22 protein-coding genes and 1 tRNA gene are annotated in these 24,984 nt (G+C 72.3%); 9 read left to right on the forward strand and 14 right to left on the reverse strand.

Translation table 11 applies throughout. The features are described 5' to 3' along the window. Window positions 1-110 precede the first annotated feature (110 nt). From AB0L95_RS13960 to AB0L95_RS13975, 4 genes are read right to left on the reverse strand one after another with little or no spacing between them, the layout of a single operon-like run. Window positions 111-1,463, reverse strand: coding sequence for an AAA domain-containing protein (locus AB0L95_RS13960; RefSeq protein WP_365161530.1), 1,353 nt, complete (start codon window positions 1,461-1,463; stop codon window positions 111-113). Beyond that, window positions 1,460-3,115 carry a hypothetical protein gene (locus AB0L95_RS13965; RefSeq protein WP_365161532.1) on the reverse strand — a complete coding sequence of 552 codons (1,656 nt, stop codon included), beginning with the start codon at window positions 3,113-3,115 and terminating at the stop codon, window positions 1,460-1,462. The genes AB0L95_RS13960 and AB0L95_RS13965 overlap by 4 nt, the downstream gene beginning before the upstream one ends. Beyond that, window positions 3,106-4,251 carry a hypothetical protein gene (locus AB0L95_RS13970; RefSeq protein ID WP_365161533.1) on the reverse strand — a complete coding sequence of 382 codons (1,146 nt, stop codon included), beginning with the start codon at window positions 4,249-4,251 and terminating at the stop codon, window positions 3,106-3,108. Before AB0L95_RS13970 ends, AB0L95_RS13965 begins: the two co-directional genes overlap by 10 nt. Further along, the gene (locus tag AB0L95_RS13975; protein WP_365161535.1) at window positions 4,202-5,155 is read right to left on the reverse strand and encodes a phosphatase PAP2 family protein; all 954 of its coding nucleotides are present in this window, start codon (window positions 5,153-5,155) and stop codon (window positions 4,202-4,204) included. The genes AB0L95_RS13970 and AB0L95_RS13975 overlap by 50 nt, the downstream gene beginning before the upstream one ends. Before the next feature lie 188 nt (window positions 5,156-5,343). Between AB0L95_RS13975 and AB0L95_RS13980 the strand changes: the two genes are divergently transcribed. After that, on the forward strand, window positions 5,344-5,940 hold the full coding sequence (locus AB0L95_RS13980) for a histidine phosphatase family protein (protein ID WP_365161537.1): 597 nt from the start codon (window positions 5,344-5,346) through the stop codon (window positions 5,938-5,940). Between the two features lie 42 nt (window positions 5,941-5,982). Here AB0L95_RS13980 and AB0L95_RS13985 read toward each other — a convergent pair whose 3' ends face one another. Continuing rightward, window positions 5,983-7,455: a hypothetical protein gene (locus tag AB0L95_RS13985; protein WP_365161539.1), complete on the reverse strand. Its 1,473-nt coding sequence runs from the start codon at window positions 7,453-7,455 to the stop codon at window positions 5,983-5,985. 299 nt (window positions 7,456-7,754) lie between these two features. Here AB0L95_RS13985 and AB0L95_RS13990 point away from each other — a divergent pair, with 299 nt between their 5' ends. Both AB0L95_RS13990 and AB0L95_RS13995 read left to right on the forward strand, forming a co-directional pair. Beyond that, entirely contained in the window at window positions 7,755-8,183 is a 429-nt protein-coding gene (locus tag AB0L95_RS13990; RefSeq protein ID WP_365161541.1) for a hypothetical protein, read from the forward strand. A gap of 84 nt (window positions 8,184-8,267) precedes the next feature. After that, window positions 8,268-9,134, forward strand: a complete 867-nt coding sequence (locus AB0L95_RS13995) for a fused MFS/spermidine synthase (protein WP_365161543.1) — start codon at window positions 8,268-8,270, stop codon at window positions 9,132-9,134. A gap of 29 nt (window positions 9,135-9,163) precedes the next feature. Here AB0L95_RS13995 and AB0L95_RS14000 read toward each other — a convergent pair whose 3' ends face one another. Further along, on the reverse strand, window positions 9,164-9,709 hold the full coding sequence (locus AB0L95_RS14000; protein WP_365161545.1) for a hypothetical protein: 546 nt from the start codon (window positions 9,707-9,709) through the stop codon (window positions 9,164-9,166). Between the two features lie 130 nt (window positions 9,710-9,839). Here AB0L95_RS14000 and AB0L95_RS14005 point away from each other — a divergent pair, with 130 nt between their 5' ends. The 3 genes from AB0L95_RS14005 to AB0L95_RS14015 all read left to right on the forward strand — a co-directional run bounded on the left by AB0L95_RS14005 (window position 9,840) and on the right by AB0L95_RS14015 (window position 13,538). Further along, the gene (locus AB0L95_RS14005) at window positions 9,840-10,544 is read left to right on the forward strand and encodes a response regulator transcription factor (protein ID WP_365161547.1); all 705 of its coding nucleotides are present in this window, start codon (window positions 9,840-9,842) and stop codon (window positions 10,542-10,544) included. Continuing rightward, window positions 10,541-11,941: a HAMP domain-containing sensor histidine kinase gene (locus AB0L95_RS14010; RefSeq protein WP_365161549.1), complete on the forward strand. Its 1,401-nt coding sequence runs from the start codon at window positions 10,541-10,543 to the stop codon at window positions 11,939-11,941. The genes AB0L95_RS14005 and AB0L95_RS14010 overlap by 4 nt, the downstream gene beginning before the upstream one ends. A gap of 109 nt (window positions 11,942-12,050) precedes the next feature. Continuing rightward, complete coding sequence (locus AB0L95_RS14015) at window positions 12,051-13,538, forward strand: cellulose binding domain-containing protein (RefSeq protein ID WP_365161551.1); 1,488 nt, start codon at window positions 12,051-12,053, stop codon at window positions 13,536-13,538. 53 nt (window positions 13,539-13,591) lie between these two features. Here the strand turns inward: AB0L95_RS14015 and AB0L95_RS14020 are convergent, their stop codons facing one another. The 4 genes from AB0L95_RS14020 to AB0L95_RS14035 form a co-directional block, all read right to left on the reverse strand. Next, the gene (locus tag AB0L95_RS14020) at window positions 13,592-15,019 is read right to left on the reverse strand and encodes a GH1 family beta-glucosidase (protein ID WP_365161553.1); all 1,428 of its coding nucleotides are present in this window, start codon (window positions 15,017-15,019) and stop codon (window positions 13,592-13,594) included. 190 nt (window positions 15,020-15,209) lie between these two features. Then, window positions 15,210-16,118 carry a carbohydrate ABC transporter permease gene (locus tag AB0L95_RS14025; protein WP_365161555.1) on the reverse strand — a complete coding sequence of 303 codons (909 nt, stop codon included), beginning with the start codon at window positions 16,116-16,118 and terminating at the stop codon, window positions 15,210-15,212. After that, window positions 16,115-17,143, reverse strand: a complete 1,029-nt coding sequence (locus tag AB0L95_RS14030) for a sugar ABC transporter permease (protein ID WP_365161557.1) — start codon at window positions 17,141-17,143, stop codon at window positions 16,115-16,117. Before AB0L95_RS14030 ends, AB0L95_RS14025 begins: the two co-directional genes overlap by 4 nt. Continuing rightward, window positions 17,140-18,465, reverse strand: coding sequence for an ABC transporter substrate-binding protein (locus AB0L95_RS14035; protein ID WP_365161558.1), 1,326 nt, complete (start codon window positions 18,463-18,465; stop codon window positions 17,140-17,142). Before AB0L95_RS14035 ends, AB0L95_RS14030 begins: the two co-directional genes overlap by 4 nt. A 341-nt stretch (window positions 18,466-18,806) precedes the next feature. Between AB0L95_RS14035 and AB0L95_RS14040 the strand changes: the two genes are divergently transcribed. Further along, window positions 18,807-19,862, forward strand: coding sequence for a LacI family DNA-binding transcriptional regulator (locus tag AB0L95_RS14040; protein WP_365161560.1), 1,056 nt, complete (start codon window positions 18,807-18,809; stop codon window positions 19,860-19,862). A 172-nt stretch (window positions 19,863-20,034) separates the two neighbouring features. On the opposite strand, the gene AB0L95_RS14045 is transcribed toward AB0L95_RS14040, so the two are convergent. The 4 genes from AB0L95_RS14045 to AB0L95_RS14060 all read right to left on the reverse strand — a co-directional run bounded on the left by AB0L95_RS14045 (window position 20,035) and on the right by AB0L95_RS14060 (window position 22,894). Continuing rightward, window positions 20,035-20,107: transfer RNA gene (locus AB0L95_RS14045), tRNA-His, on the reverse strand. Between the two features lie 110 nt (window positions 20,108-20,217). Next, complete coding sequence (gene orn / locus AB0L95_RS14050; RefSeq protein ID WP_365161561.1) at window positions 20,218-20,820, reverse strand: oligoribonuclease; 603 nt, start codon at window positions 20,818-20,820, stop codon at window positions 20,218-20,220. A 159-nt stretch (window positions 20,821-20,979) separates the two neighbouring features. Continuing rightward, entirely contained in the window at window positions 20,980-22,236 is a 1,257-nt protein-coding gene (locus AB0L95_RS14055; RefSeq protein WP_365161563.1) for a helix-turn-helix domain-containing protein, read from the reverse strand. 379 nt (window positions 22,237-22,615) lie between these two features. Beyond that, window positions 22,616-22,894: a hypothetical protein gene (locus AB0L95_RS14060; RefSeq protein WP_365161565.1), complete on the reverse strand. Its 279-nt coding sequence runs from the start codon at window positions 22,892-22,894 to the stop codon at window positions 22,616-22,618. Window positions 22,895-23,535: 641 nt separating this feature from the next. Between AB0L95_RS14060 and AB0L95_RS14065 the strand changes: the two genes are divergently transcribed. Then, window positions 23,536-24,063 carry a universal stress protein gene (locus tag AB0L95_RS14065; protein WP_365161567.1) on the forward strand — a complete coding sequence of 176 codons (528 nt, stop codon included), beginning with the start codon at window positions 23,536-23,538 and terminating at the stop codon, window positions 24,061-24,063. Between the two features lie 319 nt (window positions 24,064-24,382). Continuing rightward, window positions 24,383-24,949, forward strand: a complete 567-nt coding sequence (locus tag AB0L95_RS14070) for a GPR1/FUN34/YaaH family transporter (RefSeq protein WP_365161568.1) — start codon at window positions 24,383-24,385, stop codon at window positions 24,947-24,949. Window positions 24,950-24,984 lie beyond the last annotated feature (35 nt).

The raw sequence follows: 24,984 nt of genomic DNA on the forward strand, positions 1-24,984 counted from the left end.
GCTCCGCGCACCACACGGCTCCGGACCTCTCAAGGCCGCGGGGCCGGGCGATGTTCCCCGCGGCCTCCGGCACCGCTCCTCGTGGCCCGGGGTGCCGGCCCCGCCGTGCGTCAGGGCCGCCACGTCACCCGGTGCTCGGACAGATGCGCCAGCACCGCGTGGTTCGCCTCCCAGCCGTCCGGGAACTTCACCGTCACTCCCAGTTGCACCGGCTCGGTCGAGGGGTGGTCGTCCAGCAGTTCCGTCACTCCCGCCCGGCATACCACGATGCACGCGTGCCGGTGCCGGGACGCGAGCACGCACAGCCGCCCGGTCTCCAGGTGGAAGGCCGTCGCGTCCGGTCTTCCCGACAGCGGGTGCAGCACCACCGTCACATCGAACTCGCGGCCCTGGAGCCGGTTGGCCGTGTCCACCGTCACATCCGCCACCCCGAGCTCCGCCAGCGCGGAGCGCACCGCCGCAGCCTGGTCACGGTGCGCGGTGCCGACGGCGATCCGGTCCGCGGTCAGCGGCACCGGCTCCGCCGCCCGCTCCGAGACCGCCGCCCCGCCCCGGTCCAGCAACCGCCGCACGAGCGTCGCGACCGCCCGTACCGCCTCCGGATCCGTGCGCGGGGTGTGCCGGGCGGGGAGTTCGAGGAGCCCCCAGCCGGTCTCGGCCGCCTCGTCGATCACCCGGTCGGGACCCGAGCCGTCCGAGGGCACGCCGAACGACAGCCTCCGGTCCCCGTGCCCCGTACCGCTGCGGAACGGCGTGTACGGATAGAACGCGTCCGACACCAGCGGCGCCGCCGACGCCGGCAGCCGCCAGGACACCGGCAGCCGGTGCTGCGGCAGCTCGGGATTGTGGGCCAGGAGCGTGGTCACGGCCGACGCCGACGGGTCGTACGACAGACCGGCCCACTGCTCCGCGCCCACGATCGCGAACGGGTCCAGCTGGCCCGGATCGCCCACGAACAGTGCCCGCTCGAACAGTCCCGCCACCGCCAGCAGCGCGTCCGAGCGCATCTGGTACGCCTCGTCGACGATCGCGTGCCGCCAGGGCTCGACGTCCTTGACGTGCGCCCACTTGGCGGCGGTGGAGATGACGACGTCCAGGCCCGCCAGCTCCTTGGCCTTCGCCGACTTGCGGACGTTCGGCAGATCGTCGAGGGCCTTGTCGTAGGGGTCCGGATCGCTGCTGTGCAACCGCCCGACCGGGAGGTCCGGGTCCTTCTCCGCCAGCCGCAGCACCAGGTCGTCCACCTGCGCGTTGGTCTGTGCGATGACCATCAACGGACGCCCGGCGGACGCGAGTTCGAGCGCGGCCCGCACCACGAGCGTCGACTTCCCGGCACCCGGCGGAGAGTCCACGACGACCCCGCGGTGCGCGCCGTGCAGCGTGTCCCGCAGGATCGCCTCGGTGGCCCGGGTGGCCGCGGTCCCGGGATCGAAGTCCCCGCCCGGCCGGGCGAACACGGTCACAGCACGTCCTCCTCGGTCACCGGGTCCGGCCGGGGCGTCGCGTCGCCCTCACCCGGCGGCCCGCCATGGGTCCAGGGTGTCTCCTCCGGCTCGGGCAGCTTCGCCCCGCCGCGCTGTTCGTGCTCGAACAACGTGAAGCAGACGCGGTCGCCCTTCTCCGGCACGGATCCGGCCTCCGGCTCCCTGCCGCGGCCCATCTTGTCGACGATGCGCAGCACCAGAAGGGCGCTTTCCGCGCCGCCCCCGTCGCCTCCCCGGCCGTCCTCGCCCGTGTCCTCGTCCGCGTTCTCGTGTCCCTCGTATCCGACGAACTCGGCCGCCTGCGGCTTTCCCCCCAGCGACCGGTACACCTTCACGCCCTCCCCGAGATGCGGCCGGTCCTCGGTCCGTACGGTCACCAGCGGACGGGGGCTCGGGCGCCTGCCCTCGCTGTACGCCATCACGACATCCGTGACCTCGCCCGCGAACGCCTCCCCGGCCAGCCGTCGCGCGGCCATCACCAGCGGGTCGTCCAGCGCCTCCTGGGCGTCCAGCCGGGCCTGTTCGCGCTCGCGCGTGGCGAGCTTGTTCGCCGCGGTGACCGCGTCGTCGTGGCGCGGCTGGGGCGGCTCCCCGGCCGTCACCCGGTCCCGGTGGCCGGTGAACGACCAGCGGTCGCGGGTCCACCGCTCCTCGGCATACGCGCCCTGTGGCAGCGCGCGCAGCAGATCGAGCCCGCGCCACACGGCATCCCACGTCGGCCGCGTGCGGCTCTCCACCAGCGCCCGGATCTCCCTCTCGGCGGCGGAGAGTTCACCGAACCGGTCGTCCGCCTCGACGCCGTCCTCGGCGGCGGCGAGCCGGGCCCGAGCGCGGTCGTAGCGCTCGATGGCGGGAGCGAGCAGCTTGTTGTCGAAGGCCGGGTCGGTGGCGGGTCCGGCCGGCGGGCACAGCAACTGGCCCTCCGCGTCCCGCGCCAGCTCGGCCCGCAGTGCCGCCGCGGCGCCCGAGGTGCCCTCCGGCGGGTCGATCCAGGCGAGCAGCGCGCCCAGATGCTGGTCCTCCAGGCTCGACTGCCCGGTCGTCCAGTGCCGCCCCAGCACCTCGGTGAGGGCGAGCAGCAGCGCGGAGCCGGGCACCCGGGCGCGCTCCCCGAAGTGGGTGAGCCAGCGGCCGAGGAGCGGCACCCGTGGGGGCGCCGGATGCGGGGTCTCGGGGTCCTGTTCGGCGGTGCGGCGGAACCGCATGGAGCGCCCCAGCAGCCGTACGAAGTCGATGCCCGCCCGGCTCGGCACGATCAGCTGCGGGGCGTCCGCGCACAGCTCGACCTCGACCTTGACCCGCTTGCCGGTCTCGGGATCGGTCTCGGTGCGCTCGGCGGCCTCGACCGCTTCGGCGTATCCGTCGACGTAGGGCAGGACGATGTCGGCGAGGGCGGCGAGGAACGCGAACCTGAGGTCGCGGTCGCGCGGCTGGGGCACGACGAGCAGCCGGGGCGTGTCCCGGTCGGTGCCGACCAGCGCGCCGAGCGGCGCCCCGGCCTCACCGGCGGTGGTGAGCGGCACGAGGACGAGGGGGCGCGCGGACAGGTGCCGGTGCCGGACGGTGGCGGCGGGCTGGGCCTGCCCCGACCGCACGGCCTCCAGACGGGCGAGGGTGGCGATCAGCGACATGCGGCGCCCTCCAGGGCCCCGAGCACCTCGGCACGCAGATGTGCCGCCCGGCGCAGGGCCGCCACCGCCGGGTCGTCCGGGTCCCCGGCGCTCCCGTGGGCGGCAGCCAGGACGTCGTCCACCGTCGCGAGGTCGCCCAGCTCGGCGCGCAGCGAGCGCCCGTAGGACGTCACCGCGCCCTCCGCGCGGGCGCGGGCGCGGCAGTGGAAGGCCATCTCGCACGCGGCCAGGCACTCGGGGGCGTAGGCCGCGGGGACCGACTCGACGGCGGCCGTCAGCTCCTCCTGGGGCAGGTCGGGCGCGAAGCACAGGCCCTCGGGGAGGTCGTCCGCGATCTCCTCGATCCGGGTGAGACGGGCCAGCTGGCGGCGGGTGACCGCGCGCTGCTTGCGGATGTCGACCGGGGAGGCGGCGGGCAGGTTGGAGAAGTCCTTGGGGCACACCAGCAGAATCCGGTGGCGCACCACGGGCGCGGGGGCGTCCGGTTCCGTGCCGAGGCGGGCGGCGACCTCCTCCAGCGCCAGGACGTAGACCGCGGCCTGGCGCGCGGCGGCTCCGACCTTCGCAGGGTCCGCCGAACCGTCCAGCAGCGGGAAGGACTTGATCTCCACGACGGTCCAGCTGCCGTCGGGGTGGACGACCACGGCGTCCGGCTCCAGGAACGCGGGGGAGCCCGCCACCTCCAGGGCGAGCAGCGGGTGGTCGAGCAGCGCCCAGGTGCGTGCCGTGACGGCCTCGAGCAGCGCCACCGCCGTACGGGCGGTGCGGCCCTGCGGGCCGGCGGCGGTGAGATCGGGGACGAGGGCTCCGTCCGGCGCCGCGGCGGCCGGGTCCAGCTTCTCGTGCACCAGGCGGAGCAGCTCCGCGCCGCCGTCCGCCTTGACCCGGGCCTCGAAGGCGTTGCCCCGCATGAAGGCGAACTGCGACTGCCCGAACGCCGACGGCGCGCCGAGCGCACCCGCCAGCGCCGCCTTGTCCACCCCTGCGCCGTCCAGGAGCGCGCGCCGCCTGCACCCGGGGTTCGCGGCGAGCGCGGCGAGGGCGCGCGCGTCGAGCGCCTTGGGCGGGAGGGAAGCGCCGCGCAGGTCAGCGAGTTGCTGCCGGAGCGCCGTCCCCCGCGTCCGCGGGAGAGGCACCCGGCTCGGCTTCCGGCCCGGTGCGGGAGTTGCGCTGTCGGGGAATTCGCTCACCCGTCGAAGTCTGGCATCCGGCACTGACAATCGGGGAACCCGCGGCCCCTGGGGCAGCCGTGACGGGAGCGGTCCGCGCCCGCAGCCGGTTCCTGACCGTGTGCACGGCCCGCAGCAGCGGCCTGCTGAGCAGGAGGCCCACGCCCATGGTGGCGACGCCCGCGACGGCGTCGAGGAAGTAGTGGTTCGCGGTGCCCATCACGACGAGCGCGGTCAGCAGCGGATAGGCGACGCCCACCGCCTTCGCCCAGCGGGTGCGGCCGTGGCGCCACAGCATCACTCCGCACCACAGCGCCCAGCCGACGTGCAGGCTGGGCATGGCCGCGTACTGGTTCGTCATGCCGCCCAGGCCGCGCGGCGCGCTCGCGTCGCCGCCCCACCAGCCGTAGGAGCTGTACTGGGCCATGGTGTCGACGAAACCGTGATCCGGGGAGAGCAGACGGGGCGGGCAGGTGGGCAGCAGCGTGAAGCCGATCAGGCCGATGAACGTGGACGTCATCAGCCAGGTGCGGGCCGCGCGGTAGTGCTCCGCGCGGCGCCTGAAGATCCATACCAGGATCGCCGGGGTCACCAGGTAGTGCAGCGAGGCGTACCAGAAGTCGGCGGGTATGCCGAGCCATGCCTCACGGGTGAAGAGACGGTTCAGCGGATGCTCGGCGTTGATGTGGAGCAACTTCTCCAGGCGCAGGATCGCCAGACCGTGGTCGACGGCGTCGGAGACGTCACCCCGGGCGAGCAGCCGGCCCGCGGAGTACGAGGCGTACACCAGGAGGATCAGGGGCAGCTCGGTCCACCAGCGCAGCCGGGCCGGGTGGGCTTCCCCGGTGCCTGGTGTCTCGGCCTGCGCCATCCGATTCGCCCTCCCCCTTCTTCACGGCGGCCCCCGGCCGTCCGGCCGTGTCACTTTACGGCGTCCGAGGACGGCCCGACGGGGCGCCCCGGCCCTCAAAGACGCAGGGATCGCCCCCCGGGTTGCCCGGGAACGGGGTGGGAGATGATGGAGGGACCCCTCGTTGATATCTCCCGGAAAGGCCCCTCATGGCACCGCGCATCCTGCTGGCCCGGCACGGACAGACGGCATGGTCGCTGTCCGGCAAGCACACCGGGAGGACGGATGTGCCGCTCCTGGAGGAGGGCCGGCGGGGCGCCAAGCTCCTGGGCGAGCGGCTGCACCGGGCGCCCTTCGAGGGGCTGCCGGACGTCGAGGTCCGCACGAGTCCGCTGGTACGCGCGCGTGAGACGTGCGAGCTGGCCGGGTTCGGCGAGCGGGCGAGCGCCTGGGACGCGCTGATGGAGTGGGACTACGGGGCGTACGAGGGGATGACGCCGGCCGAGATACAGGCGATCCGGCCGGGCTGGCTGATCTGGCGCGACGGAGTCCCCGAGGGGGAGAGCCTCGCCGAGGTCTCCGCGCGCGCGGACGAGGTCGTCGCCTGGGCCCGCGCGGCGGACCGTGACGTCCTGGTCTTCGCCCACGGCCACATCCTGCGGTCCATCGGGGCGCGCTGGCTGGGCCTGCCGCTGGACTTCGCCGCGCGGATCAGGCTCAACCCCACGTCGTTGTCGGTGCTGGGGTGGGCCTACGGGGAGCCGGCCATCGAGTCCTGGAACGACTGCGGCCACCTGACGGTCTAGGTCAGCCCCAGGACCGCCGGGCGGCCGCGCACGCCGTGTTCCTCAGGCCATGCGCGGCAGGCTCGCGTGCCGGTCGAGGAACGCCGACACCCCCGATGCCCGCCGGTGCGGCAGCAGCACGCGCGCGGTGCCCGCCAGCATGGTCAGGATCCTGGACGACTGGACCTGGTCCAGGAGGTCCAGGACGCGCAGACCCGCCTGGGCCGCCTCGTCGGGGCGTCCGCCGCGGGCCAGGTCGTCGGCCAGTTCCGCGGTGTACAGGGCGATGTTCCGGGAGAAGTGCGGGTCCTGCAGATGCGCGGCACGCCGGGCGTGCCGGGCCGCGCGCGGCCAGTCGCCCAGTGCCGACCAGCACTGCGCCTCCAGGCCCTCCAGCTCGGCCTCTCCGTAGAAGCTCATCCACTCGGGGTCGGCGTCCGACGTCCCCCGCTCGAACAGGGCCTGCGCCCGGGCCAGCGCCTGCTCGCAGCCCGCCCGGTCGGCGAGTCCGGCCCAGCCGCCCGCCTCCCGCAGCGCCAGCAGCGACATCAGGCGGTTCGAGCCGAGGGGCCGGGCGGCGCGCTGGGCGGCCTGCGCCGTCCGTACGGCCTCCCGTGGCCGGCCCGCGTCACGGGCGAGGAACGCCGTGTTGCAGAAGGCGTGCGCCTCCAGGGCCGGGTCCCCGGACATCCGGGCGGTGGCCAACGCCTCCGCGTAGTGCGAGCGGGCGTCGTCGAAACGCCCCGAGTCATGCGCCAACCAGCCCACCGAGATGGCCAGTTCACCCGCGCCCGCGTACAGCCGCTCCGCGACCGCCTGCCGGGTCGTGCCCGCGTCGAGCAGCGCGTACGCGGCCCGCAGGGGAGCCGCCGCGCGTCGGTAGAGGCCGTCCGCGCCGTGCCGGTCGTCGAGCAGTCTGATCTTGCGTACGGCCTCCTCGAGCGCGTTCGCCTCGGACGTGCCTGCACGGTGGACGGGGCGTTCGGCGGCCGCCGCCGTGCCGCCGACGGTGAGTCCGAGCGGGCTCAGGGAGGCGGCCGCCACGGTGGCGGTGCCCCCGCTCATGAATGCGCGACGCTGCACGTCGCTCTCCTCGTGGTTCTCTTCGTCGTCCGGGCGTGTGCCGTACGACTCGTACGTTCCGTGGATGGCTCGGGTGTCCCGCATGTCATACGTCTCACACGCCCTCGGGGTCTCACCGGGAGCGTGCGGGAAGCTGTCGCGGTACATGGGGGGCGCTTCCTCGTCGGTGCGCGCCCCCCTTCCGCGTACGGAAGAGCGAGGGGCGAATCCCAGGTCCGCGAGTGTGTGACCGGGGAACATATGGAGGAACACGCGTTCGTAGGCGTAGTTGGGGCAGCGGATCTCACCCGCCTCCACCCGGCCGATGTAACGAGCGTCACAGCTGACGCGCTCGCCGATCTCGCGTGCGGCGCGCCGTACCGCCGCGGCGAACTCGCCCGGCGAGCGCTGTCCGCGCAGTTGCCGGAAGGCGAGGTTCGGCCGCGGTGGCCTGGGGGACTGGGACGTACTCATGGCCGGGCCCTCTCTTGCGAACCGTCGAACCATGCCGGATTCAGGATGGCTTGTCCGTGTGGTGCCAGTTGGCTCCCTGTGTCCGGCGGTGCAAGAAAGTACCTGCCCCACAGGTGCCGTCATGCACGGTTTGGCTACAAACCGGATATCTCATGCGCGATCTGCCATGAACTGCCATCCTTGACGGCGGTGTTGTGCCGTTGCCGTTGACGTTTCACCGCGTTGAACCCTGCGGACCGGGAGCCGCCCGAACTCCCGACCCAACTCAGCGTCGAGGAGGGGTTCCGTTGGAGGCCGGGATGCAGACCAGGCAGAGCACCGAGTTCGGTACGCAGTCGTCGACCGCGAGCCCTGCGCCGGAGCGCGGCGCACCGCCGCACCTCACTCCCGACCTCGTGACCGTCCCGGCCCGGCAGGGCCTCGAAGCGGTCGACATCCTCCGCCGCGGCGCGGGCGACTGCGTCGGCCCCGTCCTGCACGACGGAGGCGGCGACACCCTCGGCTTCCTGGTCCCGCCGGGCACGGCGGACGGATGGGACGTCCCGGGCAGCACCTGCACCCAGACGGACGGAAAGGGCCTGAGCCTCGTCGCGGAGCGGCCCCAGGCCGAGGGCACCGGCTGGCTGCTCCCGCCCGGCGACGCGGAACTGGCCACGGACCCGGTGGTGCTGCGCGAGGCACTCGGAGAAGCGGCCCGGCTGATCGAGGCCGCGGACAACTGTCGGTAAGCGCTCGCGGACAGCGCGGAATCCCGCCGCGGGGCCCGTCGGCCCCGAGCGGCCGACCCCTCGGATGCCCCCGATAATGGCGGGATGGGGAGGTCACGGAACGCGCGACGAGGACAGGACTCCGAGGCCGTCGTCGAGGCGGTCGACGGCGGGCTCGCCCAGCTCGTACCCGACCGGGACCGGGCGCGGGCCTGGACCCTGCTCATCGACGGCGCCCCGCAGTCCCACGTCGATCTCGACGACCCGGCCCATCTCGCCTTCGAGTACCAACGCCGCCTCGGCCATGTCATCGACCAGGTCGCCCCGCCCGGCCGCCCCGTGCAGGCCGTGCACCTCGGCGGCGGCGCGTTCACCCTCGCCCGCTACACCGCCGCCACCCGTCCCCGCTCCACCCAGCAGATCGTCGAGCGCGACGCGGCCCTCGTCCAACTCGTGCGGCGCGCACTGCCGTTGGACCCGAACGCCCGCATCCGGGTGCGTTCCACGGACGCCCGCGAAGGGCTCGCGAAGATACCGGACGGCTGGGCGGACCTGGTCATCGTGGATGTGTTCAGCGGGGCGCGCACCCCGGCACACCTCACCTCGGTCGAGTTCCTCACCGAGGTCCGCAGAGCACTGAAGGACGGCGGTGTGTACGCGGCCAACCTCGCCGACGGCCCGCCGCTGGCCCATCTGCGCGGCCAGATCTCGACCGCGGCGGCCGTCTTCCCCGAGCTGGCGCTGCTCGCCGACCCGGCCGTGCTGCGCGGCAAGCGCTTCGGCAACGCCGTCCTGGTGGCCTCGGCCCATCCGCTGCCGGTCGCCGAACTGACCCGTCGCGCCGCCTCGGACCCGCACCCCGCGCGCGTGGAGCACGGCAGGGCACTGGCCGACTTCACCGGCGGCGCGGCGGCGGTCACGGACGCGGCGGCGGTGGCGTCACCGGCACCGCCGCCCTCGGTGTTCCGCTGACCACCGGCCGGTCGGCCGGCGGTGCGTGATCAGTAGTTCCCGATCTCCACATGCGGCGGCCCGTCGTGCCAGGTGCAGAACACCGACACCCGGTTCGCGCCCGAGGTGAACTCCACCCGGATCCATGACTCCGTCTTCCACACCTGCATCGACCAGCCCGCCCCGGGCGTGGCCGACACCAGCGTCGCGGAGACGTCGCCGAGGTCGAAGACCACGTGTCCGCCGTCGGTGTCGTAGCTCTTGACCCGGCCCGAGGAGGAGGCGGAGGGCGAGGACGACGGCGTGGCCGCGGTCGTGGCGGGGGCGGGACGTGTGCCGGCCGTCTTCGAGGGGGTCGGTCGCGGGCTCGGGGCCGGCTTCCCGCGGTGACTGCGCGACGCCTCCGGTCGCTCCGTCGACGACGTCAGCGGTGCCGCCGCTCCCTGCGCCGTGGCGCCGCCCGCCGTGATGGGCAGGGCGCGCGGCGGGTCGTAGGCGGTCCCCGCCATCACGGTGTGGACACCCCACCACGACAGCGTGACCGCCGCGCCCGTGGCGAGCGACCAGGCCAGTACGTGTACGAGTCCTCTGAGCATCCCGGCCATAGTGCCTCACGCGCCCCATGCATGTCTCACGGGTCGCACACAGTTCCGTTTGTCCCGTTGGCGCACCGGAGTTGTCCACAGGCCCCGGCCGGGCTCCCCCGTATGGCGTACGGTGCCGCCCATGGCAAGTGTGCTCGTGGTGGAGGACGACCAGTTCGTGCGCTCCGCGCTCATCAGGCACCTGACCGAGGCCGGGCACACCGTGCGCAGCGTCGGCACGGCACTGGAGGCGCTGCGCGAGGTCGCCCATCTCTCCTTCGACGTCGTGATCCTCGACCTCGGACTGCCCGATCTGGACGGGTCCGAGGCGCTGAAGATGCTGCGCGGCATCACCGACGTACCGGTCATCATCGCCACCGCGCGGGACGACGAGACGGAGATCGTCCGCCTGCTCAACGCGGGCGCGGACGACTATCTGACCAAGCCGTTCTCGGTCGAGCACCTGTCGGCACGGATCGCGGCGGTGCTGCGCCGCTCCCGGGCGGTCGCGGCGGAGGCCGCGCCGCCGTCGGTCCTGCGGGTCGGCGGCCTCGCCATCGACCCCTTGCGCCGCCACGCCGAACTCGACGGCGCCCGCCTCGACCTGACCCGCCGTGAGTTCGACCTGCTCGCCTTTCTCGCGGGCCGGCCCGGCGTGGTCGTCCCGCGCCGGGAGCTGCTCGCCGAGGTGTGGCAGCAGTCGTACGGGGACGACCAGACCATCGACGTCCATCTCTCCTGGCTCAGGCGGAAGCTGGGGGAGACCGCTGCCAGGCCCCGCTATCTGCACACCCTCCGGGGCGTCGGCGTGAAGCTGGAGCCGCCGAGGACGGAGCCGGGGCCATGAGGTGGGCACTGGTCAAGGTGTGCGTGGCGGTGACCACGATGGTGGTGGTCGCCTTCGCGGTCCCGCTCGGGCTGGTCATCAAGGAGATGGCCCGCGACCGGGCCTTCTCGAACGCGGAGCGGGAGGCCGCCGCGATCGCGCCCGCGCTCTCCATCACCACCGACCGGGACCAGTTGGAGCGGGTCGTGGCCTCGGCGGGCTCCGACGACGGGATCGCGGTGCACATACCGGCGGGCGACGGCACCAGGGCGATCGACATCGGCCGCCGGCGCGCCGCCGACAAGGACATCGGGGCCACCCGCCGGCTGGGCCGCGCCTCCACCAGCGAGGTCCCGGGCGGCTCCACGCTGCTCCAGCCCACCGCGATCAGCTCCGGCGCGATCGCCGTGGTCGAGGTCTATGTGCCCGACTCCGAGGTCACCAACGGACTCGGCACGGCCTGGGCGGTGCTCGCCGGGGTCGGCATCGCGCTGATCATCGGCTCGGTGGCCGTTGCCGACCGGCTCGGGGTGCGGATGGTGCAGCCCGCGCAGCGCCTGGTGGAGGGCGCGCACGAACTGGGGGAGGGAAAGCTCGGGGCGCGCGTCCCGGAGGAGGGGCCGACCGAACTGCGCCTGGCGGCGGTCGCGTTCAACTCGATGGCCGACCAGGTCGTGCAACTCCTGGCGAACGAACGGGAGCTGGCGGCGGACCTGTCCCACCGGCTCCGCACCCCGCTGACCGTGCTGCGGCTGAACGCCGCCTCGCTCGGCGAGGGGCCGGCCGCCGAACAGACGCGCACGGCCGTGGCGCAGCTGGAACGCGAGGTGGACACGATCATCCGTACGGCCCGGGAGGCCAAGCCGCAGACGGCGGCGGGCCCGGGCGCCGGGTGCGACGCGGCCGAAGTGGTCCGTGAGCGGATGGAGTTCTGGTCGGCGCTCGCCGAGGACGAGGGCCGCAAGTGGCGGGTGGCCGGGGTCGACCGACCGATGCGGACACCCGTGGCCCGCGCCGATCTCGCGGCCGCACTCGACGCGCTGCTCGGCAACGTCTTCCGGCACACCGCGGAGGGCACGGCGTTCGCGGTCGATCTGCACAACGGCGAGGACGCGGTGATCGTGCTGGTCTCGGACGCCGGGCCGGGCATCGCCGACCCGCAGGCGGCGATGGCCCGCGGTCGCGGTTCGGGCAGTGACGGCTCGACGGGCCTCGGTCTGGACATCGTGCGCCGACTCGCGGAGTCGACAGGCGGGGACGTGCGGATCGGCTCGTCGGTGCTGGGCGGCACAGAGGTGCGGATCTGGTTCCAGCTGGACGGGCGGGCACCGGTGCGGCGCGGGCACCGGGGGTCGGTGCGACGCCGCCGCCCCGGCAGACTGGTCTCTACCTTTAACCGTCCCCGATCCCTTTCTTAAGCGCACCCTAAGATCCACAACGGGCGTCCGGAACAGGCCGTTTGACCGATTCCGGCCCGCTAGCGTGCTGCCGCACCCACCCCCCGTGAGCAGTGAAGGCAGGCACGCGATGAGCAGTACGCACCGGCGCACGATCAGCGTCCGGAACAAGGTGATCGGCGGTCTCGTCGCCGCCTCCGCCGTGGGCGGCGGGGCGATCCTGATCACCGGCACGGCGCACGCCGCCGCGGTCGGCGCCGTGTACACCAAGACCAGCGACTGGTCGACGGGATACACCGCGCAGTACGTCGTCACGAACGACAACGGCAAGGCAAAGGACGACTGGACGCTGCAGTTCGACCTGCCCTCCGGTGCGAAGCTCAGCTCCCTGTGGAACGGCACGTCGACGGTGAGCGGACAGCATGTCACCGTACGACCGCCGTCCTGGGACAGGGACGGACTCACCGCGGGCGAGTCGGTGACCGTGGGCTTCGTGGTGACCGGGTCGGGCGATCCGACCGGCTGCCTCATAGACGGAGCGAAGTGCTCGGCGGACGACGGTGCGACGCCCGAGCCGAGCGGCCGCCCCACCCGGCCCGCCACCCCGACGCAGACCCCGACCCCGACGGCGACCACCAAGCCGACCCCCACCGCGCCGGCCACCCCCCACCCCACCGCCCCGGCCACCCCGGCGCCCACCCAGACCTCGGACTCCGGCACGACCACCGGCGCCGGCTTCGCCCCGTACGTCGACACCTCCCTCTACCCGGCCTTCGACCTGCTCGCCGCCGCGAACGCCACAGGGGTCAAGAACTACAACCTGGCCTTCGTCACCGACGGCGGCGGCTGTACGCCCAAGTGGGGCGGCGTCACGGCCATCGGCAGCGACGCGGTGGCCGCGCAGATCGGCGACCTGCGCGCCAAGGGCGGCGATGTACGCGTCTCCTTCGGCGGCGCCTCCGGTTCGGAGCTGGCGACCACATGCTCCTCCGCGGACGCGCTCGCGGCGGCGTACGGAAAGGCCGTGGACGCCTACAAGCTCACCAAGGTCGACTTCGACGTCGAGGGCGGCGCGCTGCCGAACACGGCCGCGAACACGCGCCGCGCCCAGGCCATCGCCCAGCTCCAGCGGCAACACCCCGGCTTGGACGTCTCGTTCACCCTCCCGGTCATGCCCGAGGGCCTCACCCAGGACGGCGTGAACCTCCTGGCCGACGCCAAGGCGAACGGCGTGAAGATCTCCGCCGTCAACATCATGGCGATGGACTACGGCCCCGCGTACAGCGGCGACATGGGCACCTACGCCGTGCAGGCCGCCACCGCCACCCAGGCGCAGATCAAGAGCGTGCTCGCCCTCTCCGACAGCGCCGCCTGGAAGACGGTCGCGGTCACCCCGATGATCGGCGTCAACGACGTCTCGTCCGAGATCTTCGAGGTCGACGACGCCACCCAGCTGGTCGACTTCGCCAAGTCCAAGGGACTCGGCGGGCTGTCGATGTGGTCGGCCGCCCGCGACAAGGCGTGCGACGGCGGCCCCAAGCCCACCGCGGACGCGACCTGTAGCTCGATCGCCCAGGAGAAGTTCGCCTTCTCCAAGGCGTTCGCCGCCTTCCAGTAGCCCCGGCGCACCCGGGGCGCGGCACTCCCCTCCCCGTGCCGCGCCCCGGACGGTCAGGCGGTCGCCGGCGGCAGCGTGCCCGTCCGGGCCGCCCGGCCGTACCAGTGCGCGCTCGACTTCGGGGTGCGGGCCAGCGTCGCGTAGTCCACGTACACCGCCCCGAACCGCTTCTCGTAGCCGTAGGCCCACTCGAAGTTGTCCAGCAGGGACCACAGGTAGTAGCCGCGCACCTCGGCGCCGTCGGCCAGGGCGCGGCGGACCGCCGACAGATGCCCGTGCAGATACGCGATCCGCTCCGGGTCGTGGACCCGGCCGTCCGGGTCCGGCTTGTCGTCGTACGCCGCGCCGTTCTCCGTGACATACAGCGGCAGCCCCGGCGCCTCCCGCGAGTACCGCATGAGCAGGTCGTACAGTCCGCTCGGATCGATGGGCCAGCCCATCTCCGTTCGCTCGCCCGGCGTCTGATGGAAGGTCACGTCGTCCGCGCCCGGCCAGGGGGAGTACGGGCTCGCGCCATGACCGTCCGCCCGCGGGCCGCTCGCCCTCGCCTCCCCGGCCGCGGACACCAGTGCCGGTGTGTAGTAGTTCAGGCCGAGCGCGTCCAGCGGCTGGTTGATGATCGCCAGGTCACCGTCCCGCACCTGCGACCAGTCCGTGACGGAGGACGTCGCGGCGAGCAGGGTCTCCGGATACGCCCCGTGCAGCATCGGGCCGTGGAAGACCCCGTTCGCCAGGTCGTCGATCCTCCGGGCCGCCGCCAGGTCCGCCGGGTCCTGCGACACCGTGCGCACCACCGAGGAGTTCAGGCTCACCGCGACCGAGTTGCGGGACGGCATCACGGACCGCAGCGCGGAGGTGCCGAGCCCATGGGCCAGGTTCAGATGGTGGGCCGCGCGCAGGGAGGCCGCCGCGTCCGTACGGCCCGGGGCGTGCACCCCGGAGCCGTAGCCCAGGAAGGCGCTGCACCACGGCTCGTTCAGGGTGATCCACTGCTCGACACGGTCGCCCAGCGCCTCGCCCACGATCCGCGCGTACTCGGCGAACCGGAACGCCACGTCCCGCTCCGGCCAGCCGCCCGCGTCCTCCAGCTCCTGCGGCAGGTCCCAGTGGTAGAGGGTGATCGCGGGCCGGATGCCATGGGCGAGCAGTTCGTCGACCAGACGGCGGTAGAAGTCCAGGCCCCGCTGGACCGCGGGACCCCGGCCGGTCGGCTGCACCCGTGACCAGGAGATCGAGAAGCGGTACGCCGACAGGCCCAGCTCGGCCATCAGCGCGACGTCCTCGCGGTAGCGGTGGTAGTGGTCGACAGCGATGTCACCGGTCTCGCCGCCGGCCGTGCGGCCCGGCGTATGGCTGAAGGTGTCCCAGATGGAGGGGGTACGGCCGTCCTCCCGCACCGCCCCCTCGATCTGGTACGCGGAGGTCGCCGCGCCCCAGAGGAAGGCAGGGGGGAAGGTCACGGGCGTTGCGGACTCAGGCATGGAAGCGCTCCCATTTTGGTCGAGGAGACCGACGGTGGTGCGGGACCCGACGGGCCCAGGGGGTCCGGGGGATCCGCGGTGGCGGGGAGGAGAAGGAGGGAAGGGGGCCGGGGCGGCGGTGACCCGGCCCCCGGACGTCAGGGGCGGCGAGGGAGGTCCCTCGCGCGAGCCGGTCGGGCGTGGGCGGCGGTCAGCCCTTGATCGCACCCTGCATGATCCCGCCCACGATCTGCTTCCCGAACAGCAGGAAGGCGATCAGCAGCGGTAGCGTGCCGAGCAGGGCGCCGGCCATGATGACCGCCTGGTCGGGGACGTACCCGGTGCCCAGCGAGTTCAGTGCGACCTGCACGGTCGGGTTCTGCTGGTTGAGGGCGATGATCGGCCACAGGAAGTCGTTCCAGGCGAACACGAAGGTCAGCAGGCCGAGCACGGCCATCGCGGGCCGCGCCGCGGGAAAGACCACATGCCACACCACCCGGAGACTGCTCGCGCCGTCCACCCGCGCCGCCTCGATCAGCTCGGTGGGCAGCGCCTGCACCAGGTACTGCCGCATGAAGAACGTACCGAAGGCGGTCACCAGCGTCGGCAGGACGACGGTCTGCAACTGGTTGGACCAGCCGAGGTCGGACATCCACAGATACAGCGGTACGACGGCCAGCTGCGGCGGGATCATCATCGTGCCGATGGTCAGCAGCAGCAGCGCGCTGGAGAACCGGAACCGCAGTTTGGCGAAGGCGAAGCCGGCGAGCGTGGAGAACAGGACCGTGCTGACGGTGATGGTGGCCGCGACGAGCGTCGAGTTGAACATCGCGGTGCCGAGTCCCGCCTGCTCCCAGGCCGCCTGGAGGTTCTTGAACAGGTTCCCGCCGAACCACAGCGGCGGCGGTGTCTCGGCGAGCCGGCGGTCGGTGCGGGAAGCCGCGATCGCCGTCCACACCAGCGGTGCCAGCGAGACGAGCGCGAAGACGGTCAGGACGGCATAGGTGACCGGGCCCGCGTCCAGCTGCCTGCCCGCGCCCACCACCCGGGGCCGCCGCCGCTCGCCCCGGGACGTCCCCTTCCCAGGTGCCTGTGGCAGCGTCAGATCACGTGTGGTCATTGGGACTTCCTCAGCCTTCGGGAGAGCAGCATGTTGACCACGGCCACCACCAGCAGGATCAGGAACATCGACCAGGCGATCGCGGAGGCCTTGCCGAGGTTGCCGATGATCCAGCCCTGGTCGTACATGTACAGGCCGAGCGTCTGGTACTGGTGCTCGGAGCCGCCCTTGGAGCCGCTGACCCCGCCGAACAGCAGGGGCTCACCGAAGAGCTGCGTCGCGCCGATCGTGGAGACGATCACCGTGAACAGGATCGTCGGCCGCAGCATCGGCACCGTCACATGGCGGAACTGCTGCCAGCGCCCCGCGCCGTCCAGGGCCGCCGACTCGTACAGATCGCTGGGGATCGCCTGCATCGCCGCGAGGTAGATCAGCGCGTTGTAGCCGGTCCACCGCCAGATCACGATCGAGGACACCGCGAACTGCGAACCCCAGTCGGACTCCCGCCAGTTGACCGGGCCGACGCCGACGAAGTGCAGCAGCCAGTTGACCATGCCGCCGTCCCAGGAGTACAGCAGCGTGAAGACCAGCGTCGCCGCGGCCACCGAGGTGGCGTACGGGGTGAGCATCACGACCCGCCAGACGGTTGAGCCGCGCAGCCGGTAGTGGAGCAGATGCGCGAGCCACAGCGCCGCCAGGAGCTGGGGCACCGTGGAGATCACGCCGATGGTGAAGGTGTTCTCCAGCGCGTTCCAGAAGAACTCCGAGGAGAACAGGTTCGTGTAGTTGTCCAGACCCGCCCAGGTCTGATGGTCCAGCGCGGACAGCTGCACGCTGTGCAGCGAGTACCAGGCCGTGTAGAGCAGCGGGACCAGCGAGAAGGCCCCGAAGACGACGAAGAAGGGGGCGATGAACACATACGGCGACGCCTTCATGTCCCAGCGGTACAGCCGGCTGCGCCAGGAGCCGGGGCCCGCCGGCGGCGTACCGCGACCGTGAGCGCCCCGGGCCGCGCCCGGCTGGCTGCCGGGCGCGGCCTCGGCGCTCGACGCGGGGTGCGCGAGAGCCTCCTGGGAGCTGGTCACTGGCCGAGCACGTCCTTGATCTCCTTGGAGGCCGCGTCCCAGCCCTGGGCCGGGGTCCTGCCCTTCTGCTCGACCTGGAGGATGCCGATGTCGGTGATCGCGCCGTCGATCGGCTTGTCCTTGGGGCCGAGGGGCTGCGACGGGATGGTCTTGGCCGAGTCGGAGAAGATCTGGGTGAGCGGCGCGTTCGAGAAGTAGGCGGTGGTGTCGGCCTGCGGCGTGAGGTTCGCGTACGCCGACGGGGTCGACGGGAAACTGGCCTGCTTGGCAAAGACCTTCGCCTGCTGCTCGGGCGCGGTCAGCCACTTCGCCAGGGCGATGGCCTCCTTCTGGTGCTTGCTCGCCGTCGGCACGCCGAGGAAGGAGCCGCCCCAGTTCGACGCGGTCGGGGCCGCCGCCACGTCCCACTTGCCCTTGCCGGAGTCACCGGACTTCTGCTCGATGTAGCCGATCATCCACGCCGGGCAGGCCACCGTGGCGAAGGTGCCGTTGGCGAAGCCCTGGTCCCAGGTCGGGTCGAACTGCTTCAGCTTCGCCGACATGTTGCTCGTCGCCGCGGTCATGGCGACGTCCCAGGCCTTCTTCACGCCCTCGGACTTGTCCCAGACGACGTTGCCGTCCTTGTCGTAGTTGCGCTCGCTCGCACCGCCCAGCACCGCGTTGTAGACCGAGGCGGCCGAGTCCACGAACTTGGTGCCCTTCGGCGCCTTGTTCATGTACTGCTTGCCGAGGTCGACGTACTTGGCCCAGTCGCCCTTCCACAGTGCGGCGAGCTTGGTGCGGTCCGTCTCCAGACCGGCCTTCTGGAACAGGTCCTTGCGGTAGCAGATCGCCATCGGGCCGATGTCCGTACCGAGCCCGATCGTCTTGCCGTCCTTGGTGGTGGCCTGTGCCAGCTTCCAGTCCAGCCACTGGGACTTGTCGACCTCCTTGCCGAGGTCGACGAACTTGGCGGCCTGCGTCTCCACGGCCTCGGTGATGTTGCCGACCTCGATCGCCTGGACGTCGTCCGTACCGGAACCGGCCTGCAGACGGGTGAGAACCTTCGGCCAGTAGACGTCGGTGCGGGTGGTGACGTTCTCCTTGATGGAGATGTCCGGGTGCAGCTTCATGTACTCGTCGTAGAGACCGGCCTGCTTGTAGCCGAAGACGCCGAACGTGCCGATCGTCAGGGTGGTCTTGCCCTTGCCGCCGCCACCGCCGCTCGCGTCCGACGAGCCGTCGTCCGAGTCTTTGGCGCAGCCGGCCAGCAGACCCGTGGCCAGCGCGGCGACGGCCGCGAAGGCCACCAGCCTGTGGGACCGGCGGGTACTCGTGCGCATTGCGTCCTCCTGTTGCCTGACGTGCCGACCCCCCGGCCAACTGCATTGGTTGGACCCGTTCGTACTCACTGCGGCTCGGGCGGGGAACGTGCGGGACGTGTATGTGTCAGGTACTGTGGGAGCGCTCCCACATGTGATGAGTTGAAGAGTCGTGGGTCAAGGCGGGGGTGTCAAGGGAGCGGACGCGCAGAACTGCGTTCAGTTATCGGGCTGTTAACCGGAACCGGGGCGGGTCGCTCGGTGCTCGCCGCGCGGTCGGCGCTCGCCGCAAGTGATCACCACGGCGGACGCGACTGTTAGATTCCAGGCCAGCGTGAGACGACTGCGGGAGGCGGAGCCCCATGGCAAGCCACGGAGCGCGGGGCAGGGGCGGCGGTCGGCCGACCCTCGAAGAGGTGGCCGCACGCGCCGGCGTCGGCCGCGGCACGGTGTCCCGGGTGATCAACGGCTCGCCCCGGGTCAGTGACGCGACACGCGCGGCGGTCGAGGCGGCGGTCGCGGAACTCGGCTATGTGCCGAACACGGCGGCGCGGGCACTGGCCGCCAACCGCACGGACGCCATCGCCCTCGTCGTCCCCGAGCCGGAGACCCGCTTCTTCGCCGAGCCGTACTTCTCGGACATGCTCAAGGGCGTGGGCGCCGAGTTGTCGGACACGGAGATGCAACTGCTGCTGATCTTCGCGGGCAACGACCGTGAGCGCCGCCGGCTGGCCCAGTACCTCGCGGCGCACCGCGTGGACGGGGTCCTGCTGGTGTCCGTGCACGCGGACGACCCGCTGCCCGATCTCCTCGCCCAGTTGGAGATCCCGGCGGTGATCAGCGGCCCGCGCTCGGAACGCGAGACGCTGCCGTCGGTGGACTCGGACAACTACGGCGGCGGCCGCTCGGCGGTCGAGCATCTGCTCGCCCGCGGTCGCGCGCACATCGCCACGATCACCGGCCCGCTCGACGTCTTCGGCGCCCAGCGGCGCATCGACGGCTACCGCGACGCACTGCGGGACGCGGGCCGCGTGGTGGACGAGGCCCTGATCGCCCATGGTGACTTCACCGAGGAGGGCGGTCGCCGGGCCATGGCGGAACTGCTGGCCCGCCGTCCCGCGCTGGACGCGGTGTTCGCGGAGTCGGACGTGATGGCGGCCGGGGCCCGCCAGGTGCTGCGCGAGGTAGGGCGCCGTGTCCCCGACGACGTGGCGCTGGTCGGCTTCGACGACTCGGTGATCGCCCGCCATATGGATCCGCCCCTGACGAGCGTGCGCCAGCCGATAGAGGAGATGGGCCGCGCGATGCTCGACCTGCTGCTGGAGGAGATAGCGGACCGGCGCCCGGCGGCCGCACGCGGCCTGGAACGCCGTCAGCTGGTCCTGCCGACGGAACTGGTGGAGCGGGCCTCCTCCTGAGAGGCGCTTCCGCACGGCGCGCCGCACCCGCCGAGGGCCGGGTGCGTTCCGGCTGCCGAGGCTTTCTGCGCCCGCGCGTGCGCCGGGTGTGTCGTACGACGGCCGGAGTGCGGGGGCCGAAACGCAGTCCAGCCGGTGTCCCGCTCCCACGGGTCACCGGCTGGCTACTGAGGGTGAGTGACGGGACTCGAACCCGCGACATCCTGGACCACAACCAGGTGCTCTACCATCTGAGCTACACCCACCATGACCGGTACTTTGTGCTTTCCGCACCGGCCGAGAAAAAGTGTACAGGGTCCGAAGGGGTGCTCGCGCCAGCGTTTCTCCGGGGCCCGTCAGGGCCCCGTCAACATCGCTACTGCGCGGGCAGCACGTGCCGGGCCGCGATCGTGCGGGCCGTGTCCGAGTCGGGACCCGGCTGCGGCACGAAGATCGCCTCCCGGTAGTAGCGCAACTCCGCGATCGACTCGCGGATGTCGGCCAGCGCCCGGTGGTTGCCGTTCTTCTCGGGGCTGTTGAAGTACGCCCTCGGGTACCAGCGCCGGGCCAGTTCCTTGATCGAGCTGACGTCCACGATCCGGTAGTGGAGGTAGTCCTCCAGTGTCGGCATGTCGCGGGCCAGGAAGCCGCGGTCCGTGCCGACGGAGTTGCCGCACAGCGGCGCCTTGCCCGGTTCCTTGACGTGCTCCCGGATGTAGGAGAGGACCTGCTCCTCGGCGTCGGCGAGTGTCGTGCCGGCCGCCAGCTCGTCGAGCAGTCCCGAGGTGGTGTGCATCTGACGCACCACCTCCGGCATCGTCTCCAGCGCCGCGTCGGGCGGCCGGATCACGATGTCCACACCCTCGCCGAGTACGTTCAGCTCCGAGTCGGTGACCAGTGCGGCCACCTCGATGAGCGCGTCGTCGGACAGCGAGAGTCCGGTCATCTCGCAGTCGATCCACACCATGCGATCGTTCATGTGTCCCACCTTATGGCCCGCCCGGGCTGTGCGGACCGCCTGTGCGGCGAGAAAGGCCCGGTCCCGGCCCTGCGGGCATGCCGAAGGGGCGGGATCCGCGTGGTGTGCGCCACGTCTCGTGGATCCCGCCCGTCCCCGGCTACCGGCCGGGCGGCGGTGCTAGTGCGCGCTGCGCTGCCCCGGCAGGCTCGGGCGGCTCGCCGCGTACAGCTCCGGGACATGCCTGACCGGATGGTCGACGTGCTTGCCGTGGCGGTCCGTGGACAGGGACGCCGCGGCGCCGAGCGAGCTCGCGGCGGCCGTGCGCCGGGTCTGCATCGGGACCGGGGCGGCCTCCGGCGCCACCTGCGGCGCCACTGGTCCGGCGGGCCCGTCGGGGTCCCCCGGCCGTTCGCTCTGCGGACGGCGCGCCCGGTACGCGGCCCGGTACGCCGCCGGCGACGAGCCGAGCTGGCGCCGGAAGTGCCCGCGCAGCGCGACCGGCGAGCGGAAGCCGCAGCGCCCGGCGACCTCGTCGACCGAGTAGTCGGAGGTCTCCAGCAGCCGTTGTGCCTGCAGCACCCGCTGGGTGATCAGCCACTGCAGCGGCGCGCTGCCGGTCAGCGAACGGAAGCGCCGGTCGAACGTCCGCCTGCTCATGTACGCGCGCGCGGCCAGGGTCTCCACGTCGAACTGCTCGTGGAGGTGCTCCAAGGCCCAGGCGACGACCTCCGCGAGGGGGTCGGCGCCGATCTCCTCAGGTAAAGACCTGTCGAGATAGCGCTCCTGGCCGCCGCTGCGGCGCGGCGGGACCACCAGGCGCCGGGCGAGCGCGCCCGCCGCCTCGTTGCCGTGGTCCGTGCGCACGATATGGAGACAGAGGTCGATACCGGCCGCGGTGCCGGCCGATGTCAGGACGTCGCCGTCGTCCACGAACAGCTCGCGTGGATCGACGTGCACCGACGGATAGCGCTTGGCCAGCGTCGGTGCGTACATCCAGTGTGTGGTGGCCGGTCGGCCGTCCAGCAGTCCGGCGGCGGCCAGCACGAAGGCGCCGGTGCACAGCCCGACGATGCGGGCGCCCTCTTCGTGCGCCCGGCGCACTGCGTCGAGCGCCTCCTCGGGCGGTGGTGAGGTGATCGACCTCCAGGCCGGCACCACGACGGTGCCCGCCCGTGAGATCGCCTCCAGCCCGTACGGCGCGGTGAGTTCCAGGCCCCCTGTGGTCCGCAGCGGGCCTTCCTCTCCGGCGGCCACCAGCAGTCGGTAGCGCGGAACTCCGGCGTCCTGGCGGTCGATCCCGAACACCGAAAGCGGTATGGAACTCTCGAAGATGGGGCCGCCGCTGAACAGCAGCACCGCGACGATCTCCTTGCGCCGCCGCCCGGACAGCTTCCGGGCCGCGGCATCCGCCGTGGCAGTGGAGTCGTGGCTCATCCTGCTAAGCCCCCCTCGGTGGTCGCGGCTCCTCGGTTGTGTCGCTCCTGCACGTTTCCCCTCGGTCCTGCACGAGTCCCCCGCCGTAAAGACAATCATGATCGAATTTACTGTGTCCCGCCGTGGCGGCGTGACCAGTTCACCATCCGGCACATTGTCGACATGACAACTTGGCGTGAAGCATTCGATCACGAAGGGTTGCACTCGTGGGCCGTGCAGGGAAGTGCGCCTCGTCCCAGTGGCCAATCCGCATAGGGTCCGGGAGCCCTCCGGGACCCTTTCGGCGCAGGTCGAACGGGGGGTGGGGGGCCGTTCGGCCCCCTGATGCGCGGGTGTGAGAAGTTGGCTGAAAAGAAGCGGGGGCGTGCGCGGAAACCGGTCAGTCGACCGGAGTGTTTGCGTCTCCGTTCCGTCCGCCCCCGCGCGCCCCCGTTCCGGCCGTGCCGTACCGGGCGGAGTGTCGGAAGCCGCAGGGTGCGCACTCCTCGTCCGCGGGCCGCGCCGCGCCCAGTTCGGACTGGCGCAGCAGCGCGCGGCACGCCCAGGTGACCGCCGTGAGGCCCAGCGTGGCGCTGATCGCACCGGCGACCGAGGTGCCGCTCCAGACGAGGACCACGGGAACCAGGACACAGGTGAACCAGGCCCAGCGGACGACCACGGCCGCCGTTTCGGAAGGGGGACGGTTCCGGGGTGCGGGACGGTTCCGAGGGGCGGGGCGGGGTGCGGGCAAGGCGGGCTCCCTGGGGCGGAGGGTCACCGGAATCAACGCGTGTCCGACCGGTCGGTCACTGGCGTTCCCGGGTGTCCGACCGGTTGGTCACCGGCGTCCCCGGGTGTCCCCGGGTGTCCGGGGCGGGCCCGGGCCTCGGCGGCCGGCCACCGAGGCCCGGTTCGGCTGACCCCGGGCCCCGGGTTCGGATCGTCGCGAGGCGTCCCCTTTTCACGGCGTGAGCCGCCCGTCGCTCCCTGACGCCGTGACCGTGTCCGTCGCCCCCTGTCCGAACCTGTACCGCGGAAGCCGGGCCGCTGCCCTGGTTGCTGAGTGAACCCCGAGCAAACCACCTGTACGAGGCAGCAACCATTGCGTTACGGGCGTCCCTCGTGCATGCTCTCTGGAACCCCGTGACGGGGGCCCCTCTGGTTCGGGCGAAGCCGGGAACTCTGGGGGTCGCGCGGGATCTGGGCGAAGGAGGCGTGCCGCCGTACCCTTGGGGGTATGGGGTGGGGAAGATGATTCCCGGACACCGCTCCGCCGCACAGTGTCGTCCCACCCACGAGGATCACAACGCCGAGACACTCATGGCCGGTCACGAATTCTTCGAACCCGCGGACCGCAAGCGCCGCGTCGCCGATCCCACGGCGGCCGAGCCCTTGGCGGCGGAAGAGTCACGCGCGTCCTGCGACCCCGCCTTCAAGCACGGTGTGGTGGTCGGCTTCGACGGTTCCATGTCCAGCGAGCGCGCGCTCGCCTATGCGATCGGCATGGCCCACCGTTCCGGTTCAGGCCTGATCATCGTGCATGTCGCCAACCGGCTGCCCACCACGGTGTGGGCGGGCTGCGAGCCGCCGGTCTTCGTCGATGTGCCGGATCACCGCACCGAGGTCCTCGGGCTGGAACTGGCCTGCGCCGAGCATCTCGCCGAGGTGCCCTGGATCCTGGTCGAGCGCGGCGGCGACATCTGCCACGAACTCGAAGAGGTGGGGCGGGAGTACGAGGCGGACGCGATCGTCGTCGGCTCCACCCAGGGCATCGTCGGCCGTATCTTCGGCTCGGTCGCCGGCCGGCTCGCCAAGCGCGCCCGGCGCCCCGTCATCGTCATTCCCTGAGGCCCCCGACGCCCCCTCCGGGCGCCCCGGCATGCCCGTAGAGGGTTGCGCGTGCGCACGACTGCCCGGTCGCGCCCATGGCCGGTTTCACGCGCGGACGACCGCCCGGCGCCGGCCCCCTGGCCCCGCGACACCGTCGCAACCTCCGCGCCGCCCTTTCGTAACTCCCCGTCGGTTCAGGCGAGATGGGGGACGACCACCTCCAACTCCCGTGCGAGAGCGCGCGAATCTACTCGCGCGTAGAGGTGTTTGTGCCCTTGTGAAGGGCATATATCGGTCACCGCACGACCGTACGTGCAGGACAAGAAGGGAGCCCGCCGTGGACAACGACGTCTCTGCGGGAAGCACCACAACGATCGTCGGCCGACTCGCGCTGGGTGTCACGCTGTTGGCCTTCGGTCTCGGAACGACCAACGTGATCGACGGCGTGACGACGGCCGACGCCGTGTCACTGGCTCACTATGTGGGCGGTGTCGCCCTGTTCCTCGCCGGCCTGCTCGCTTTCCGCGACCGCGACTTGGCCACCGGTACGGCCTTCTCGGCGCTCGGCGCCCTGTGGTTCACCTGGGCCGTCACGGCCGGTGGCCAGATGTCCGACAACGCCGCAGGGCTCTTCCTCCTGCTGTTCGCCCTCGTTGTCCTGAGCCTGGCGCTCGGCGCGGCCGGCGACGTCCTCGGCCAGGGCACCTATGCCCTGCTCTGCGTCTCCCTGGTACTGCTCGCCGTCGGGCGCTTCGCGGGCAACGACGCGCTGGGCAAGGCCGGCGGCTGGTGCGCGGTCGCCGCGGGCGCCGTCGCCTGGTACGCGGCCACGGCGGTCCTGGCCAAGTGGCCCACGTCCCTGCCGCGGCGTGCTGCCGGCCGGGGGGTGACGGCCGCCGGCTGAGGCAGCGCCGGGCCGGGGAAGGGCGGCCCCGGTCC

Origin of the sequence: Streptomyces sp. NPDC052036 (genome assembly GCF_040680495.1) — a bacterium.
Taxonomy (GTDB): domain Bacteria; phylum Actinomycetota; class Actinomycetes; order Streptomycetales; family Streptomycetaceae; genus Streptomyces.

What these genes read in the sequence shown, in the direction of transcription:
- AB0L95_RS13990 (WP_365161541.1), top strand. Translation starts at nt 7,755, where the DNA reads ATGCAGACCAGGCAGAGCACCGAGTTCGGTACGCAGTCGTCGACCGCG.
- AB0L95_RS13975 (WP_365161535.1), bottom strand. Translation starts at nt 5,155, where the DNA reads ATGGCGCAGGCCGAGACACCAGGCACCGGGGAAGCCCACCCGGCCCGG.
- AB0L95_RS14005 (WP_365161547.1), top strand. Translation starts at nt 9,840, where the DNA reads ATGGCAAGTGTGCTCGTGGTGGAGGACGACCAGTTCGTGCGCTCCGCG.
- AB0L95_RS14065 (WP_365161567.1), top strand. Translation starts at nt 23,536, where the DNA reads ATGGCCGGTCACGAATTCTTCGAACCCGCGGACCGCAAGCGCCGCGTC.
- AB0L95_RS14040 (WP_365161560.1), top strand. Translation starts at nt 18,807, where the DNA reads ATGGCAAGCCACGGAGCGCGGGGCAGGGGCGGCGGTCGGCCGACCCTC.
- AB0L95_RS14020 (WP_365161553.1), bottom strand. Translation starts at nt 15,019, where the DNA reads ATGCCTGAGTCCGCAACGCCCGTGACCTTCCCCCCTGCCTTCCTCTGG.
- AB0L95_RS13980 (WP_365161537.1), top strand. Translation starts at nt 5,344, where the DNA reads ATGGCACCGCGCATCCTGCTGGCCCGGCACGGACAGACGGCATGGTCG.
- AB0L95_RS14025 (WP_365161555.1), bottom strand. Translation starts at nt 16,118, where the DNA reads ATGACCACACGTGATCTGACGCTGCCACAGGCACCTGGGAAGGGGACG.
- AB0L95_RS13995 (WP_365161543.1), top strand. Translation starts at nt 8,268, where the DNA reads ATGGGGAGGTCACGGAACGCGCGACGAGGACAGGACTCCGAGGCCGTC.
- AB0L95_RS13965 (WP_365161532.1), bottom strand. Translation starts at nt 3,115, where the DNA reads ATGTCGCTGATCGCCACCCTCGCCCGTCTGGAGGCCGTGCGGTCGGGG.
- AB0L95_RS14035 (WP_365161558.1), bottom strand. Translation starts at nt 18,465, where the DNA reads ATGCGCACGAGTACCCGCCGGTCCCACAGGCTGGTGGCCTTCGCGGCC.
- AB0L95_RS14015 (WP_365161551.1), top strand. Translation starts at nt 12,051, where the DNA reads ATGAGCAGTACGCACCGGCGCACGATCAGCGTCCGGAACAAGGTGATC.
- orn (WP_365161561.1), bottom strand. Translation starts at nt 20,820, where the DNA reads ATGAACGATCGCATGGTGTGGATCGACTGCGAGATGACCGGACTCTCG.
- AB0L95_RS13985 (WP_365161539.1), bottom strand. Translation starts at nt 7,455, where the DNA reads ATGAGTACGTCCCAGTCCCCCAGGCCACCGCGGCCGAACCTCGCCTTC.
- AB0L95_RS14000 (WP_365161545.1), bottom strand. Translation starts at nt 9,709, where the DNA reads ATGCTCAGAGGACTCGTACACGTACTGGCCTGGTCGCTCGCCACGGGC.
- AB0L95_RS14010 (WP_365161549.1), top strand. Translation starts at nt 10,541, where the DNA reads ATGAGGTGGGCACTGGTCAAGGTGTGCGTGGCGGTGACCACGATGGTG.
- AB0L95_RS14055 (WP_365161563.1), bottom strand. Translation starts at nt 22,236, where the DNA reads ATGAGCCACGACTCCACTGCCACGGCGGATGCCGCGGCCCGGAAGCTG.